This window comes from Shinella sp. GW821-FHT10F02 (assembly GCF_058809275.1).
The window spans coordinates 562,977-579,054 of sequence record NZ_JBXASL010000004.1; the positions used below are offsets into that span (position 1 = coordinate 562,977).

The window sequence follows — 16,078 nt, forward strand, 5'->3', positions numbered from 1 at the left end:
GAAGGGAAAAGCCAAAAAATGGCGGACAGAGCGGGATTCGAACCCGCGATAGAGTCTCCCCTATACACACTTTCCAGGCGTGCGCCTTCAACCACTCGGCCACCTGTCCATCCGCTCGCAGCCGTCGGTCAATCCGGCGCGGACCGCTTTCCTGTTTCCATTCCGGCGAGACGGCGCGATATATACCGAGGTTTCACGCGGGATCAACCGCTTTCTGACAGATTCTTGAAGGTTCTTTCACGCACAGGTGCGAAGGATTGCAGAAGGTTGGCCGTCTTCCTATTTATAGGCAGGAATGAAGCGGAGCGAAATCGAGGCTCCCGCAGGCGGCACCAGGAGGGTGCGCGATGATACGATTCGTCTTGAGGGCCATCAGTCTTGTTGCCCTGGTCATCGCCGTCATGGCGGGGACGATCGACGCGATCCAGTCGGTTTCGGCCTCCGAGCCGGTGCTGACGCCCCTAGCGGTTGCCTGGAGCACGGCAAGCCCGGATACGATCGCGCTCGTCGCCGACGGCATCATGCGCAATCTCCACCCCTATGCATGGGATCCGGCGGCGATGTGGGTGCTCTCCCAGCCGGCCTTTGCCGTGCTGCTCGCCGTCTCGCTGTTCTTCTGGGTGATCGCCTACAAGCGCCCATCCCCCGCAGGCCGCTTCACCGCCTGACACCAACCCGCCGCCTTCCGCGCGGCCCGGCCAGGAGGCCAGATATGTTCCTGATCGACATGTTCAACAAGAAGACCACCATGCCCGCGCCCGACGCAGCCCTGCCCGGCCGCGACCAGCCCATCCCGACATCCGCCATCCATTTCGTCAACGGGCGCCCGCTGCAAGGCCCCTATCCCGAGGGTTTCAAGACCGTGCTGCTCGGCATGGGCTGCTTCTGGGGTGCCGAACGCGCGCTTTGGAAGATCCCGGGCGTATGGGTGACGGCGGTCGGCTATTCCGGCGGTTTCACGCCCAACCCGACCTATCACGAGACGACGACGGGGCTGACCGGCCATACCGAAGTCGTGCTCGTCGTCTACGACCCGGCCACGGTCTCGCTGGAAACGCTGCTGAAGACCTTCTTCGAGGCGCACGACCCGACCCAGGGCATGCGCCAGGGCAACGATATCGGCACGACCTACCGCTCGGCGATCTATCTCGACGACGAGGCGGACCTTGCCACGGCGCGCCACGCCCGCGACGTCTACCAGGCGGCGCTGACGGCCGCCGGGCGCACGGACCGCATCACCACGGAGATCGCCAAGGCGGGGCCGCTCTACTTCGCCGAGGACGTGCACCAGCAATATCTCGCCAAGAACCCGGGCGGCTATTGCAGCATGCGCGGCACGGGCGTCGCCTGCGCCATCGGCTGATTTCCCAGATTTTTCATCGGGCTACCAGCCGCCGGGAATGGGGTTTTCCACCTTCATTCCCGGCGGCTCATATTTTTTACCAACTGAAAAATTTCTGGTGAATTTTTCCCGGAGCCGTGCAAGGATGCCGCCAGCCTGACCCAAGGGAAAGGGTCGGTGGCTCCGTCGCGCGCCTTTTCGGGCGGTGCGCGGAAGGTCCCTATAAAACCAATAGCGAACAGGGCTGCACAATGAAAAAAACCCTTCTCACCCTTCTTGCCACCGCCGCCATGTCGGCCGGCGCCTTTGCCGCGGACATCAAGCCGGCGATCATCTACGACCTCGGCGGCAAGTTCGACAAGTCGTTCAACGAAGCAGCCTATAATGGCGCGGAAAAGTTCAAGGCCGAGACCGGCATCGAATACCGCGACTTCGAAATCGCCAATGACGCGCAGCGCGAGCAGGCGCTCCGCCGCTTCGCCAGCGACGGCAACAACCCGATCGTGATGGCCGGCTTCTCCTGGGCTGCCCAGCTCGAGAAGGTCGCAGCCGAATATCCGGACACCAAGTTCGCCATCATCGACATGGTCGTCGACAAGCCGAACGTCCGCTCGGTCGTCTTCAAGGAAGAAGAGGGCTCGTGGCTCGCCGGCATCATGGCGGGCATGGCATCCAAGTCGAAGACCGTCAGCTTCGTCGGCGGTATGGATATTCCGCTGATCCACAAATTCGCCTGCGGCTATATCGGAGGCGCCAAGTCGCTCGGCGCGGACTACAACGTCCTCGAAGCGTATACGGGCACGACGCCGGATGCCTGGAACGACCCAGTCAAGGGCGGTGAAATCGCCAAGTCGCAGTTCGACCAGGGGTCTGACGTCGTCTACCATGCGGCAGGCGGCACGGGCGTCGGCGTTCTCCAGGCTGCGGCCGACGCCGGCAAGCTCGGCCTCGGCGTCGATTCCAACCAGAACGCCCTTCACCCCGGCAAGGTTCTGACCTCGATGCTCAAACGCGTCGATGTCGCTGTCTACGACGCCTTCATCTCGGCCAAGGACGATACGTTCAAGCCCGGCATCAACGTGCTCGGCCTCAAGGAGAACGGCGTGGATGTCGCCATGGACGACAACAACGCCGCACTCGTCACCCCGGAAATGAAAGCTGCAGTCGACAAGGCGCGCGCCGATATCATCGCCGGTACGGTGAAGGTGCACGACTACATGTCGGATGAAACCTGCCCCTACTAAGCGGCATTGACGGCCCGTTTGCGTGAAAGCAGACGGGCCGATTCCGTTTTCCCTTACGCCTTAATAGTGCGGCGGGCGGGTAATGGCCGGGGCTTCCAAGGACCCCTCTTCCAGCGTGAGGAAACGTTCCGTCAACCGGTCGAGCTTCGAGCGGACCTGTTCGATGACGCGCCATTGCTCGGCGAGCTGGTCCGACATTTCCTCGATCGTCTTTGCCTGGTGGGCGATGTGCTCCTCCAGGCGGGCGATGCGGTCGTCTTCGGGAAGATCGGGCGTGGTCATGTCTAGTCCTCATCGCTCGCTGCCGGCGGCCCGAGCTATAGCGAGCGCCGCATCAACCCGCAATCAGGCTGGACAAGCACGGCGGAAGCAACAAGACTAAGACCGATCGGCCGGGAGGCCTGTCGGCCCTAAATCCCCGTAAGAGTGGATCGTCATGAGCGAATTGGCAATCGAACTGAAGGGCATCGACAAGAGCTTCGGCCTCGTCCACGCCAACCGGAACATCAACCTGAAGGTCCGCAAAGGCACCATTCACGGTATCATCGGCGAAAACGGCGCCGGCAAATCCACCCTCATGTCGATCCTCTACGGCTTCTACCAGGCCGACCACGGCGACATCGTGATCGACGGCAAGACGGTCAATATCCGCGATCCGAACGCCGCCATCGCCGCCGGCATCGGCATGGTGCACCAGCACTTCATGCTGGTCGAGAATTTCACCGTGCTGGAAAACATCATGCTCGGCGCGGAAGAGAGCCAGATCCTCAATGCCGGCATCACCAAGGCGCGCGCCGAGCTGAAGCGGCTCGAAGAGGAATATGCGCTGGAGGTCGATCCGGACGCTGTGATCGAGGAACTGCCGGTCGGCATCCAGCAGCGCGTGGAAATCCTGAAGGCGCTCTACCGCCGGGCCGATATCCTCATTCTCGACGAGCCGACGGGCGTGCTGACGCCGCCCGAAGCCGACCACCTGTTCCGCATCCTCGGCCAGTTGAAGGACGAGGGCAAAACGGTCCTGCTCATCACCCACAAGCTGCGCGAGATCATGGCGATCACCGACGAGGTCTCCGTCATGCGCCGCGGCGAGATGGTGGCGACGCGCACGACGAAGGACACCTCCGTCGAGGAACTGGCGGAGCTTATGGTCGGCCGTCGCGTGCTGCTGCGCGTCGAAAAGGGCGAGGCGAAGCCGGCGGACGTCAAATTCTCCGTCAAGAACCTGACGGTGCGCGACAGCCGCGGCGTGACCATGGTCGACGACGTCTCCTTCGATATCCGCGCCGGCGAGATCGTCGGCATTGCAGGCGTTGCCGGCAACGGCCAATCGGAACTGCTGGAGGCGATCTCCGGCATCCGCCGCGCCAAATCCGGCACGGTGCTGCTCAACGGCAGCCCGATCGACGTCACCGGCAATGCCGACCCGGCAGAGCTGCGCAAGCGCGGCCTGGCGCATGTGCCGGAGGATCGCCACCATGTCGGCCTCGTCCTGAAATTCGAGGAAAGCGAAAACGCCATCCTCGGCTATCACGACGACCCGAAATACCGCAAAGGCCTGCTGCTCGATGTGGACGCGATCCGCGCCGATGCCGAGGAGAAGATCGCTGCCTATGACATCCGCCCACCGAACCCGCGGCTGAAGACCGCCAATTTCTCCGGCGGCAACCAGCAGAAGATCGTGCTGGCGCGCGAGATGGAGCGCAATCCCGACGTGCTGATCATCGGTCAGCCGACCCGCGGCGTCGATGTCGGCGCCATCGAATTCATTCACAAGCGCATCATTGAGATGCGCGACCAGGGCAAGGCCGTGCTGCTCGTCTCGGTCGAGCTGGACGAGATCCGCGCGCTTTCCGACCGTATCCTGGTGATGTTCGCCGGCCGCGTCGTCGGCGAGCGCCTGCCGGATGCCACGGAAGGAGAGCTCGGCCTGTTGATGGCTGGTGTGGAAGGCCGGAAGGAGGCCGCGGAATGAGTGTTCCTTACGCGAAACTGCCGGCCTGGGCCGAATATGGCCTGATCCCGCTCGTCAACCTCGCCGTCGCCTTCCTGATTTCCGGCCTCGTCGTGCTCATCGTCGGCGAAAGCCCGCTGGAAGCCGCCTATCACATGATCAACGGCGCCTTCGGCCGCGGCGAATATATCGGCTTCACGCTCTATTACACGACCACCTTCATCTTCACCGGCCTTGCCGTCGCGGTCGCCTTCCATTGCGGCCTGTTCAACATCGGCGGCGAAGGCCAGGCCTATATCGGCGGCATCGGCGTGGCGCTTGCCTGCCTCTCCTTCGACCGCGTGCTGCCCTGGTATCTCCTCTTCCCGATCGCCATTCTCGGCGCCGCGCTGTTCGGCGCGCTCTGGGCGATGATCCCCGGCTGGCTGCAGGCCAAGCGCGGCAGCCATATCGTCATCACGACGATCATGTTCAACTTCATCGCCGCTAGCCTGATGAACTACCTGCTCAATCGGGTGTTCAAGCCGCTCGGCTCCATGTCGCTCGAAACCCGCACCTTCGAGGCGGGCGGCCAGTTGCCGAAACTCGACTGGCTGATGTCTATCTTCGGCCTTTCCGTCGGTTCGGCGCCGTTCAACATTTCCTTCCTGCTGGCACTGGTTGCCGCCTTCGGCGTCTGGGTGCTGATCTGGCGAACAAGGCTCGGCTACGAGATGCGCACGATGGGCCACAGCCCCGCGGCCGCGCGTTACGCCGGCATCAAGGAAGCCAGGATCATCGTCATCGCCATGATGATCTCCGGCGGGCTTGCCGGCATGATGGCGCTGAACCCGATCATGGGCGAGCAGTTCCGCATGCAGCTCGATTTCGTGCAGGGTGCCGGCTTCGTCGGCATCGCGGTGGCGCTGATGGGGCGCTCGCATCCCGCGGGCATCATTCCGGCCGCACTGCTCTTCGGCATGCTCTACCAGGGCGGGGCGGAAATCTCCTTCGAGATGCCCTCCATCTCGCGCGACATGATCGTCATCATCCAGGGTCTCGTCATCCTGTTTGCCGGCGCGCTGGAGCACATGTTCCGACCGGCCATCACGCGGGTCGTGCTTGCGCTTTCGCCGAAAACCCGCGACGTCGCCGCCACCAAGGGAGCCTGAGCGCCATGGAATTCTTCCAGACCTTCATCGAGCTCGCCCAGTCGACGGTGCGCGTCTCGACGCCGCTGATCCTCGCCGCCCTTGCCGGCCTCTTCACCGAACGCGCCGGCGTCTTCGACATCGGGCTTGAGGGCAAGATGCTCGGCGCCGCCTTCGCCGCCGGCACCGTCGCCTATCTCACGCAATCGGTGACCATGGGCCTGCTCGCCGCCGTGCTCGTCTCCGTGCTGCTCTCGCTGGTGCATGGCTATGCCTCGATCACCCAGCGCGGCAGCCAGATCGTCTCCGGCGTCGCGATCAACTTCGTCGTCGCTGGCTCCACCGTCATCCTCGGCGAGGCCTGGTTCCGCCAGGGCGGGCGCACCCCGGCGCTCACCGAAGACGGCCGCTTCGGCCGGATCACGCTACCCTTCGCCGATGCCGTGCGCGAAGTGCCGATCCTCGGCCCGCTTTATTCCGGCCTGCTCTCCGGCCATTCCCCGCTGACCTACCTCGCCTTCCTGATGGTGCCGGCGAGCTGGTGGATTCTCTACCGCACGCGCTTCGGCCTGCGCCTGCGTGCCGTCGGCGAGAACCCCGGCGCGGTCGATACCGCAGGCATTTCGGTGATCTGGCTGCGCTACCGCGCCGTCATCTGCTGCGGCATCCTCTGCGGCATTGCCGGCGCATACCTGTCGCTCTCGGCCAATGCCGGCTTCACCAAGGGCATGACGGCGGGCAAGGGCTATATCGCGCTCGCTGCGCTGATCTTCGCCAAGTGGCGGCCGAAGAACATCCTCTTCGCCTGCCTGCTCTTCGGCTTCCTCGATGCCTTCGCCATCCGCTACCAGGGTTATGCCTTCCCGCTGATCGGCAAGGTGCCGGTACAGTTCATGCAGGCGCTGCCCTATATCCTGACCGTGATCCTGCTTGCAGGTTTCATCGGCAAGGCCATTCCGCCGAAGGCCGGCGGCGTGCCCTACGTCAAGGAGCGATAAAACATGTCCCACGACCTCTTCGAGGCGGCGCGCGCGGCGATGGCCTTCGCGCATGCGCCCTATTCCAAATTCCCCGTCGGCGCGGCCATCCGCGCCGAGGACGGCAAGATCTATGCCGGCGCCAATATCGAGAACCTCTCGTTTCCCCAGGGCTGGTGCGCCGAGCCGACCGCGATCAGCCACATGATCATGGCCGGCAACAAGAAGATCGTCGAGATGGCCGTCATTGCGGAAAAGCTGCCGCTCTGCCCGCCTTGCGGCGGCTGCCGCCAGAAGATCGCGGAATTCGCGACGGCGAAAACGCCGATCTATCTCTGCGACGAGACCGGCGTGAAGAAGACCATGACCATGGAAGAGCTTCTGCCGCATGGTTTTGCCACGGACGTGATCGGATGAGCCCGCACACGACAGAACTGCTGCGCGCCCGCCTCGGCGGCGTGCTGCCGCGTTATGGCATCGTGCTCGGCTCAGGGCTCGGCTCACTGGTGGAGGCGGTGGCAAACCCGCTGCACATTCCCTATTCGGACCTGCCGAGTTTTCCGGTCAGCTCCGTCTCGGGCCATGCCGGCGAGATGGTCATCGGCTATCTCGGCGAGGTGCCGGTCATCATGCTGTCCGGCCGCGTGCACTATTATGAACGCGGCGATGCCAATGCCATGCGCACGCCCATCGAAGTGCTGAAGGGTTTGGGCGTCACCTCGCTGATCCTCACCAATTCGGCGGGCTCGCTGCGTGAGGACATGCCGCCCGGCTCGGTGATGCGGATTTCGGACCACATCAATTTTTCGGGCGCGAACCCGCTGATCGGCATCGAGAGCGACGACCGTTTCGTCGGCATGACCAATGCCTATGATGCCGGGCTTGCCGCCCGCATGGAAGCGGCGGCGCAGAAACTCGGCATCCCGCTGTCGAGCGGCGTCTACATGTGGTTCTCCGGCCCGAATTTCGAAACGCCGGCAGAAATCCGCATGGCGCGGGTTTTCGGCGCCGACGCCGTCGGCATGTCGACCGTGCCGGAAGTGCTGATCGCGCGCCATCTCGGCCTCGATGTCGCCGCCGCTTCGGTCATCACCAATTTCGGCGCCGGCATGACGGGCGGCGAGCTCAGCCATCACGAAACCAAGGACATGGCCCCGATCGGCGGAAAGCGGCTTGCCGCTATCCTTGCGGAAATGATCGCGGGCGGAGGCAATGAAAATGCATGAGGACGACACCAAGGCGATCGCGCAAAAGGCGCTCTCCCTGCTCGACCTGACGGACCTCAACGACGACAGCAATGCGGCGGCCATCGAGAAGCTCTGCGCCCAGGCGCAGACACCCTTCGGCAACACGGCCGCCATCTGCATCTGGCCGCGCTTCGTCGCGCAGGCGCGGGGCATTCTCGGCAAAGGCCATGCGGTGAAGATCGCGACCGTGGTCAACTTCCCCGCCGGAGACCTGACGGTTGCCGAGGTGATTGCCGAGACGAAGCAGGCGATTGCCGACGGCGCCGACGAGATCGATCTCGTCATCCCCTACCGCGACTTCATCATCGGCGACGAAGCGGCAGTAGTGGAGATGGTGGAGGCCGTAAAGGCGGTCTGCACGCCGCCGATCGTTCTCAAGACAATCCTGGAGACCGGCGCGCTGAAAGACCCGGCGCTGATCCGCGAGGCCTCCGATCTTGCGATTGCCGCAGGCGCGGATTTCATCAAGACCTCGACCGGAAAGTTTGCCGTCAACGCCACCCTGCAAGCTGCCGAGATCATGCTGAATGCCATCAAGGCCAGTGGCAAGCCGGTCGGTTTCAAGCCGGCGGGCGGGGTTCGCACCGTCGCCGATGCCGGCGACTATCTGGTACTTGCCGCCGCGATCCTCGGCGAAGGGTGGGCGACGCCCAAGACCTTCCGCTTCGGAGCGTCCGGCCTGCTCGGCGATATCCTGGCCACGCTCGGCGGCCAGCCCGCGCCGGCCGCGCCCGCGAGCTACTGAAGATGCTCCCGCAGGAGACGATCCGCCGAAAGCGCAACGGCGAGCCCCTCGCCCCGGAAGACATCGCCCGCTTCATGGCCGGCGTGACGGATGGCAGCGTCTCCGAGGGGCAGGTGGCGGCCTTCGCCATGGCGATCTGGTTCAACGGCATGGCGCGCGAGGAGACCGTGGCGCTGACGCTCGCCATGCGCGATTCGGGCGACGTGCTGGACTGGTCGGACATCGACCGACCGATCGCCGACAAACATTCGACCGGCGGTGTCGGCGACAATGTCTCGCTGATGCTGGCCCCGATCGCGGCCGCCTGCGGGCTCGCCGTGCCGATGATTTCCGGCCGCGGCCTCGGCCATACCGGCGGAACGCTCGACAAGCTGGAATCGATCCCCGGCTATACGATCATGCCCTCCGCGGACCTCTTCCGCCGTACGGTGAAGGACGTCGGTTGCGCGATCATCGGCCAGACCGCCGACCTTGCCCCCGCCGACAAACGCATCTACGCCATCCGCGACGTCACGGCGACGGTCGATTCCGTGCCGCTGATCACCGCCTCCATTCTCTCGAAAAAGCTTGCGGCTGGCCTGCAATCGCTGGTGCTCGACGTGAAGGTCGGCAACGGCGCCTTCATGGCGGATGCGGCCGAGGCCGAAACGCTCGCCCGCTCGCTGGTCGCGGTGGCGAACGGCGCGGGCGTCAAGACCTCTGCCCTCATCACCGACATGAACCAGCCGCTGGCGGACGCCGCCGGCAACGCCGTCGAGATCGCCAATTGCATCGCCTTCCAGAAAGGCGAGAAGGCCGGCACGCGGCTGGAACGCAACGTGCTCGCTTTCGCCGCGGAAATGCTGGTGCTTTCCGGGGTGGAACGGGACTTGGCCGCGGCGGAAAGCAAAGCGGCCAAGGCGCTCGCCAGCGGCGCGGCCGCAGAGATTTTCGGGCGCATGGTGCATGCGCTCGGCGGCCCCGCCGACCTGCTGGAAAAGCCCGAGACTTACCTTTCGGCGGCCCCGGTCATCCGCTCAGTCACAGCATCGGAAGCCGGCTATCTGGTTTCCTGCGATACGCGCGGCGTGGGAATGGCGGTCATCGAGCTTGGTGGCGGTCGCAGCCGGCCAAACGACACGATCGACCACCGCGTCGGCTTCGACCGGCTGTTGCCGCTCGGTACGAGGGTGGAAAAGGGCGACGAGATCGGCCGTGTGCACGCCGTAAACGACACGGATGCCGCGCGCGGCGCCGAGCGGCTTGCCGGGCTTTACCGGATCGCGCCACAGGCGCCTGCGGCGTCTCCCGATATCCTGACGCGCATCAGCGCGTAAGATGCAGCCTGCCGTCTTCGACGCGGTAGGAGGAGAGGCCCTTCAGGAAGCTCATGCCGATCAGCGTGCCGGAGAGCGCCTTGTCCTCCAGCACCATGGCGCCAATGTTTTCCATGCGCACCGGGCCGATCTCGATCCGGTCGAGGCGGATATAGGCGGCGCGCGCCTTGCCGTTGGCGGTGTCGACGGCATAGCGGAAATCGAGGTCGGCCCTGTCGATGCCGATGCGCTGGGCCGTCGAGACGTTGATGGCGACCATGCTGGCGCCGGTATCGACCATGCCCTCTTCCTTGCGGCCGTTGAGGGCGAAGAGGCCGGTGAAATGGCCGTTCGGGTCCGCATCGATCACCGCGCTGCGATTGCCGGTATAACGCGCCGCGCCCTGCCCCGTCTGCACGGCCGCCGTCTCGACCTTTGCGGCGGGTTTGTCGCCGGTCGATTCGAGATAGCGGGTCGCGACGTCGGGCACGAAGGCCGCGGTGACAATCACGGCACCGGTGACAAAGGCGAGGCTGCGGACGGACATGGACGGGTCTCCGGAAGATCTGTCCCGAAATAACACGCATCCGGCTAACGGACGGCAAAAGGGGCGCCCGACGGCGCCCCTCTCCACGATCTTCGTTCGGCTTGGTAAACGGCAGGTTAAAAGCTTTTACACCGCCCTCGCCACCCCTCAAGTCACCCTCGGGCTTGACCCGAGGGTCCACGCGGCGGGCGTACCATGGATGGTCGGGTCAAGCCCGACCATGACGGAGGAGAGGGCAGAGGCTCTGTCCGGTTAACGGCTCACTTCGTGCCGTACATGCGGTCGCCCGCGTCGCCCAGGCCCGGCACGATATAACCCTTCTCGTTGAGTTGGCGGTCGATGGAAGCGGTGTAGACCGGCACGTCCGGATGGTGCGCGCGAAAACTCTTGATGCCTTCGGGGGCGGCCAGCAGGCAGAGGAAGCGGATGTTCGTTGCGCCGCGGCTCTTCAGCGTGTCGATGGCGGCGATGGCCGAATTGCCGGTCGCCAGCATCGGATCGACCACGATGACGAGGCGTTCGTCGATGCTGTCGGGTGCCTTGAAGAAATATTCGACCGCTTCCAGCGTCTCATGGTCGCGGTAGACGCCGATGTGGGAGACGCGGGCCGAGGGTACCAGCTCCAGCATGCCTTCCAGCAGGCCGTTGCCGGCGCGCAGGATGGAGGCGAAGACCAGCTTCTTGCCTTCCAGCACCGGCGCGTCGATCACCTCCAGCGGTGTCTCGATGCGCTGGGTGGTCAGTTCCAGGTCGCGCGTGACTTCGTAGCAGAGCAGCGTGGAGATCTCGCGCAGCAGGCGGCGGAAGCTGCCGGTCGAGGTTTCCTTCTTGCGCATGATGGTCAGCTTGTGCTGCACGAGCGGGTGATCGATGACTGTAACGCCGTCCATGGCCAACCTTCCCAAATTGAGTAAACGCCTCTTTTTCCACGGAACGGCGGAGGGCCGCAAGAGAAGACAGCCGGCCGCGGGCAACATCCCCAGCCGGAACACGCCTCAAAGCTTTGCCAACAGCCCATGCCGCGTCGGCTCGTCCACAAAGGCCGCCTCGATGGCAGTGCGCGTCATGCCGAGGATTTCCGCCTCGCTGAAGCCCATGATCGTCGCGGCAACCTCGTATTCGCGGGCGAGCGAGGTGTGGAAGAACGGCGGATCGTCGGAATTGAGCGTGACGCGAACGCCGGCCTCATGAAGTGCCCGCAGTGGGTGGCTCTCGAAATCCGGAAAGACGTTCAGCGCGACATTCGAGCCGGGGCAGACTTCCAGCACGACGCCCTCGTCCGCCAACCGCTTGACCAGATCCGCATCCTCGATGGCGCGCACGCCGTGGCTGATGCGCGCGGGGCGAATGTGATCGAGCGCGTCGCGCACGCTGAAGGCGCCGGAGAGTTCGCCGGCATGGATGGTGATGCCGAGGCCGGCGTCGCGAGCGATATCGAAGGCGCGGGTGAAATCGGCGACGCGGTGCATGCGCTCCTCGCCGGCGAGATTGAAGCCGGTGATCAACGGATGCGGCCGGCGCGCGGCATATTCCGCCGCCTTCACCACCCGTTCCGGCCCGAAATGGCGGATACCGACGATCAGGAGACGCGTTTCGATGCCGGTCTTCGCCTTGGCGCGCTCGGCGCCCTCGGCAAGGCCGCGTACATAGGCGTCCGCACCGATGCCGACAGCGTCGCCCTGGTCGGGCGAGACGATCAGCTCGCTGTAGATGGCGCCTGCTTCGGCGATCTCGGTGAGGTAGGTTTCGGCGAGAAGCGCATAATCCTCCTCGTCACGAAACAGGTTGGCGGTCGCATCATAACTCTGCACGAAGCTGGTGAAATCCTGCCAGGCATATTCGCCATTGCGGATGAAGGCGGAGGTGTCGACGCCGTAGCGTTCGGCCTGGGCAAGCGCCAGGGCCGGCGGGGTGGCGCCTTCGATATGGCAGTGCAGCTCCGCCTTGGGCATGGGTATCGTCACAAAAAGCTCCTTCCGTGCGGACCCGGCGCAATGCCGAGGTGACGGGCAATACTCTCGCCGATATCGGCGAAGGTCGTGCGGGTTTCAAGCAGGCGCGAGCGGATACCCGGGCCAAAACTCATGATCGGCACGCGCTCGCGCGTGTGGTCCGTGCCGCGCCAGGTGGGGTCGCAGCCGTGGTCGGCGGTGAGGATGACGATATCGCCGGGCTTCAGCTTGCGATCCACTTCCGGCAGGCGCCGATCGAAGGCTTCCAGCGCCGCCGCATAACCGGCGACGTCGCGACGGTGGCCATAGAGCATGTCGAAATCGACGAAATTGGTGAAGACGAGGTCGCCGTCCTCCGCCTCGTCCATCACGCCGAGCGTGGCATCGAGCAACGCCATGTTGCCGTTCGCCTTGGTGAGCTTGCCGATGCCCTGGTGGGCGAAGATATCGCCGATCTTGCCGACGGCGCGCACGGTGCGGCCGGCCTCGCTGAGCCGGTCAAGCAGGGTCGGCTCCGGCGGCAGCACGGAATAGTCGCGGCGGTTGCCGGTGCGCTCGAAGGTCTCCGGCGTCTCGCCGACGAAGGGCCGAGCGATGACCCGGCCGATACGCCCGCCCGGCCGCTCGTCGAGGATTTTTCGCACGGCCTCGCAGAAAGCCAGCAGACGGTCGAGGCCGAAATAGCGCTCGTGGGCTGCGACCTGGAAGACGGAATCCGAAGACGTGTAGCAGATCGGCCGGCCGGTGCTGGCGTGCTCCCAGCCGTGGCGGGCGATGATATCCGTGCCCGAGGCGTGGCAGTTGCCGAGAATGCCCGGCACATCGCCTGCCGCACAGATCGCTTTCACGAGCTCGGGCTCGAAGGCATCGCCTTCGGCCGGAAAGTAGCCCCAGTCGAAGGTGACGGGCGTGCCGGCGATCTCCCAATGGCCCGACGGCGTGTCCTTGCCGTTCGAGACCTCGCTTGCCGCGCCATGGAGGCCGAAGACGCGCGGCGGCACGTCCATGCCGGGCGGGAAGCGGCCGGTTGCGGCACGGGCGGCATGCAGGAGGCCGAGCGCCGACATGTTGGGAAGTTTCAGCGGCCCCTGCCGCAGCCCGGGCCGGTCTGCGACGCCCGCCGCGCAGAATTCGGCGATATGGCCGAGCGTATCGGCGCCGAGATCGCCAAAGGCCGCCGCATCCGGGCCGCCGCCGATACCGAAGGAATCGAGAACGAAGAGGAAGGCTCGCGCCATGGAATCACCTGTCGTCTGTCCGTGTCCGCCTTCTGAAGAGCGGATCAACCGCCTTCTAAAGAGCGGATGAACTGACTGACATGACACGGGCGTCATGAAGGGTTCAAGCGAAATCGGCAGGGCAGGCCGCCACGCTCAGCAGTCGGCGCAAGCGATCGCAGAGCCCTGGCGCAGGCCGAAATAACTCGTCTTGCTGAGCGTTATCTCGTTGAGATGCGAGGAGAGGTTGGGTGCCACGAGGAGGATCTTGTGCGGCACGGCCAGTTCCGTGCGCACGAAGAACAGGCTCTTGGCGCCCTCGATGCTGCTCGGCAGGACCACGGCGGTTCCCTTGACATAGGGTTTCCCCTTGTTCTGGTCCCGCGACCAGGCAACCGTCGCCTTGCCATCCGCATCGATGGCGACGCCGGTGATCTTCAGCGTATATCCTTCGGCCTGCGGGAAGGGGGCGATGACGCTTTTCGTGACGTCCTTCATCGTGTCCAGGACCGCAGCGTTGGTCGAACCGTTCTGCGTCAGCAGATCGGAAACGGTGCTGGCCGCACGGCTGACCTTGCGCGAGAAGGTGAAGCCGATGGTGATTTCGAAGGCGCTGATATAGGCCATCATCAGCAAGGGGGCGACGATCGCGAATTCGATGGCACCGACGCCGCGCCGATCCTCGATGAAACGACGCAGCCTGAGGAGAACGCCGCTCTTCGTGCCCTGCCGGTCTTGCCCGGCATATCTTGCTCCAGGGACGCCGCGTATCATGGAAAGTCCTCGTTCTGGACAACGGCTGTCGCGACCATGAGGTAGTTCTGGCGGGAGCCGTCGGACGCGCGGACGTTGGAGACATAGGGGCGGACAACATCCGTCACGATGTCCCAGCGATAATAGGCGCGTATGATGTTGATCGACCGCTTGCCGCCGGGCGCGAACGCGAAGGCGGAGGCGTCGAGATCGGTGCCGATCATCGGAATGGCTTGCGGAATGTCCGCGTAGGTCGCGAAACTCCGCACGTCGAGATAGAGCTTGTCCGGCTTTGCGAGCTCTTCCCGCGAGCAGGGCATGAGGATGGCGATTTCGTCGCAGAACGCCTTGCGGAAGGTTGCTTCCGCGTCCTTCGTCGTCAAGCGGATATCACCCATCCTGATCTTGCGTGCCATCGTGTCGGTGGCATTGGCCAGCATCTGCTCGGCCGAAAAGGCGACGAAGGTCTCGAGCGAGGCGAAGACGATCATGAAAAAGGGCAGGCTGAGAAGGGCGAATTCCATTGCCGTCGCACCGTCGCGACGGGCGAAGAGGCGGCCGAGCAGGCCCTTCATCGGCCTCCGGCGGGTAGGTGCATCATGATCGAGCGACATCGCGATCCGTTCCCAGATAGTGGACACGGCGAGAGTAGGCGACAGACCGTTTATATTTCGTGTGCGGGGAGCCGAAGAATTGAACGGTTTCCCGCATTCGGACGCCCGAAGCGGGACGCGCCGTCAGCCGCCCGAATTGGTTCTGGCGACATGCTCTTCGCAATTCGGCGTGCAGGAGAGCACCGAGCGGTCGGTCTGGCGGAAGACGCGCACTGTATTGCCTTCGTCGATCGAGACGAGGATGCGCTCGTCGACGATGGCATTGCCATCCGCATCGAGCAGCACGAGGTTGGTCGTTCCGAAGTTGCGGCCGGTGAGCACGATCGTCTGCGCATCCGCCACCGTGGCGTCGGCGACGTCGGCGTTACCGATGATCACCTTGCTGACGGGCCGGTCGAGCTTGAGCACGCGGGCATGATCCATGTAAACGCGCATCAACGGCTCTTCGGCAAGCGCGGGCGCGGCCGTCGACACGATAACAATGGCGGCTGTCGCAAGCTTTGCGGCTGCTACGGCGAAGGTCCAGTCGCGTCCCATAAACAATCATCCCGGTAAGAAATCAGGGACAGCATCGCGCTGAATGGTGAACGAAGGTTTAAACCGGTCGCTAGGCTTGTCGATTTATGCGTTTGCCCCGTGAAACGCCCCATGCCTGCAAGCGGCGGAACGGACTAGGGAATCCGCGCGCGTAAGGGAATTAACCGATTTCTAACCCTACATCCTGCAAGCCCGCGCTAACCTCCTGTTAACCCATTTCTTTAAGCCGATGGAAATGGCCGGCCTGTAGGTTGCAAGCATCCGAACAACGGAAACAGTTGGCGGACGTGCTGAACCAACATCGTGGAGCTAGGAGAATACCATGACCAAGATTTTCGCTCGCCTTATGAAGGACGAATCGGGCGCTACCGCCATCGAATACGGCCTTATCGCCGCTCTGATTTCCGTTGCACTCATCACCGGCGCCACCGCGCTCGGCGACTCGCTGAACAACACGTTCACCGCGCTGGGTGGCAAGCTGGAAAACGCCGTCGGCGAATAATCGATACGAGCAAGTGCTCCTATCT

Annotated in this window: 19 protein-coding genes and 1 tRNA gene; 11 read left to right on the forward strand and 9 right to left on the reverse strand. The window is 64.2% G+C overall.

What is annotated here, in order from left to right; all coding sequences use genetic code 11:
• Positions 1 to 19 precede the first annotated feature (19 nt).
• Positions 20 to 109 (reverse strand) — tRNA-Ser (locus AC1RWL_RS15945).
• A gap of 238 nt (positions 110 to 347) precedes the next feature.
• Between AC1RWL_RS15945 and AC1RWL_RS15950 the strand changes: the two genes are divergently transcribed.
• From AC1RWL_RS15950 to AC1RWL_RS15960, 3 genes are all read left to right on the forward strand, one after another.
• Positions 348 to 668 (forward strand): hypothetical protein, encoded by a 321-nt coding sequence (locus tag AC1RWL_RS15950; RefSeq protein WP_439626008.1) that lies wholly within the window; start codon positions 348 to 350, stop codon positions 666 to 668.
• A gap of 44 nt (positions 669 to 712) precedes the next feature.
• A complete protein-coding gene (gene msrA / locus AC1RWL_RS15955) occupies positions 713 to 1,363 on the forward strand; it encodes a peptide-methionine (S)-S-oxide reductase MsrA (protein WP_493095273.1) in 651 nt (216 codons plus the stop codon).
• 230 nt (positions 1,364 to 1,593) lie between these two features.
• Positions 1,594 to 2,586, forward strand: coding sequence for a BMP family lipoprotein (locus tag AC1RWL_RS15960; protein WP_493095274.1), 993 nt, complete (start codon positions 1,594 to 1,596; stop codon positions 2,584 to 2,586).
• A gap of 60 nt (positions 2,587 to 2,646) precedes the next feature.
• Here AC1RWL_RS15960 and AC1RWL_RS15965 read toward each other — a convergent pair whose 3' ends face one another.
• Positions 2,647 to 2,868, reverse strand: coding sequence for a SlyX family protein (locus AC1RWL_RS15965; RefSeq protein ID WP_435266862.1), 222 nt, complete (start codon positions 2,866 to 2,868; stop codon positions 2,647 to 2,649).
• 154 nt (positions 2,869 to 3,022) lie between these two features.
• Between AC1RWL_RS15965 and AC1RWL_RS15970 the strand changes: the two genes are divergently transcribed.
• Genes AC1RWL_RS15970 through deoA form a run of 7 tightly spaced genes read left to right on the forward strand, consistent with a single transcriptional unit; the run spans position 3,023 to position 9,952 of the window.
• Positions 3,023 to 4,558 carry an ABC transporter ATP-binding protein gene (locus tag AC1RWL_RS15970; RefSeq protein WP_493095275.1) on the forward strand — a complete coding sequence of 512 codons (1,536 nt, stop codon included), beginning with the start codon at positions 3,023 to 3,025 and terminating at the stop codon, positions 4,556 to 4,558.
• Complete coding sequence (locus AC1RWL_RS15975; protein WP_435266864.1) at positions 4,555 to 5,688, forward strand: ABC transporter permease; 1,134 nt, start codon at positions 4,555 to 4,557, stop codon at positions 5,686 to 5,688. The genes AC1RWL_RS15970 and AC1RWL_RS15975 overlap by 4 nt, the downstream gene beginning before the upstream one ends.
• 5 nt (positions 5,689 to 5,693) lie before the next feature.
• Positions 5,694 to 6,665, forward strand: a complete 972-nt coding sequence (locus AC1RWL_RS15980) for an ABC transporter permease (RefSeq protein WP_256118299.1) — start codon at positions 5,694 to 5,696, stop codon at positions 6,663 to 6,665.
• 3 nt (positions 6,666 to 6,668) lie between these two features.
• Complete coding sequence (locus AC1RWL_RS15985; protein WP_439614759.1) at positions 6,669 to 7,061, forward strand: cytidine deaminase; 393 nt, start codon at positions 6,669 to 6,671, stop codon at positions 7,059 to 7,061.
• Complete coding sequence (locus AC1RWL_RS15990) at positions 7,058 to 7,870, forward strand: purine-nucleoside phosphorylase (protein ID WP_493095276.1); 813 nt, start codon at positions 7,058 to 7,060, stop codon at positions 7,868 to 7,870. The genes AC1RWL_RS15985 and AC1RWL_RS15990 overlap by 4 nt, the downstream gene beginning before the upstream one ends.
• A complete protein-coding gene (gene deoC, locus AC1RWL_RS15995; RefSeq protein ID WP_493095277.1) occupies positions 7,863 to 8,636 on the forward strand; it encodes a deoxyribose-phosphate aldolase in 774 nt (257 codons plus the stop codon). Before AC1RWL_RS15990 ends, deoC begins: the two co-directional genes overlap by 8 nt.
• A gap of 2 nt (positions 8,637 to 8,638) precedes the next feature.
• Positions 8,639 to 9,952 (forward strand): thymidine phosphorylase, encoded by a 1,314-nt coding sequence (gene deoA / locus AC1RWL_RS16000; protein ID WP_493095278.1) that lies wholly within the window; start codon positions 8,639 to 8,641, stop codon positions 9,950 to 9,952.
• Here the strand turns inward: deoA and AC1RWL_RS16005 are convergent.
• From AC1RWL_RS16005 to AC1RWL_RS16035, 7 genes are all read right to left on the reverse strand, one after another.
• Complete coding sequence (locus AC1RWL_RS16005) at positions 9,942 to 10,478, reverse strand: TIGR02281 family clan AA aspartic protease (protein ID WP_493095279.1); 537 nt, start codon at positions 10,476 to 10,478, stop codon at positions 9,942 to 9,944. The genes deoA and AC1RWL_RS16005 overlap by 11 nt on opposite strands.
• Positions 10,479 to 10,738: 260 nt before the next feature.
• Positions 10,739 to 11,368 (reverse strand): uracil phosphoribosyltransferase, encoded by a 630-nt coding sequence (upp, locus tag AC1RWL_RS16010; protein ID WP_256118305.1) that lies wholly within the window; start codon positions 11,366 to 11,368, stop codon positions 10,739 to 10,741.
• 105 nt (positions 11,369 to 11,473) lie between these two features.
• Positions 11,474 to 12,430 (reverse strand): adenosine deaminase, encoded by a 957-nt coding sequence (locus AC1RWL_RS16015; protein ID WP_493095320.1) that lies wholly within the window; start codon positions 12,428 to 12,430, stop codon positions 11,474 to 11,476.
• A gap of 8 nt (positions 12,431 to 12,438) precedes the next feature.
• A complete protein-coding gene (locus AC1RWL_RS16020) occupies positions 12,439 to 13,668 on the reverse strand; it encodes a phosphopentomutase (protein WP_493095280.1) in 1,230 nt (409 codons plus the stop codon).
• 135 nt (positions 13,669 to 13,803) lie between these two features.
• A complete protein-coding gene (locus AC1RWL_RS16025; RefSeq protein WP_493095281.1) occupies positions 13,804 to 14,421 on the reverse strand; it encodes a TadE/TadG family type IV pilus assembly protein in 618 nt (205 codons plus the stop codon).
• A complete protein-coding gene (locus AC1RWL_RS16030) occupies positions 14,418 to 15,014 on the reverse strand; it encodes a TadE/TadG family type IV pilus assembly protein (protein WP_493095282.1) in 597 nt (198 codons plus the stop codon). The genes AC1RWL_RS16025 and AC1RWL_RS16030 overlap by 4 nt, the downstream gene beginning before the upstream one ends.
• 123 nt (positions 15,015 to 15,137) lie before the next feature.
• Entirely contained in the window at positions 15,138 to 15,551 is a 414-nt protein-coding gene (locus AC1RWL_RS16035) for a pilus assembly protein N-terminal domain-containing protein (protein WP_439626030.1), read from the reverse strand.
• Positions 15,552 to 15,873: 322 nt separating this feature from the next.
• Between AC1RWL_RS16035 and AC1RWL_RS16040 the strand changes: the two genes are divergently transcribed.
• A complete protein-coding gene (locus tag AC1RWL_RS16040; RefSeq protein ID WP_439626032.1) occupies positions 15,874 to 16,053 on the forward strand; it encodes a Flp family type IVb pilin in 180 nt (59 codons plus the stop codon).
• The last annotated feature ends 25 nt before the right edge of the window (positions 16,054 to 16,078 follow it).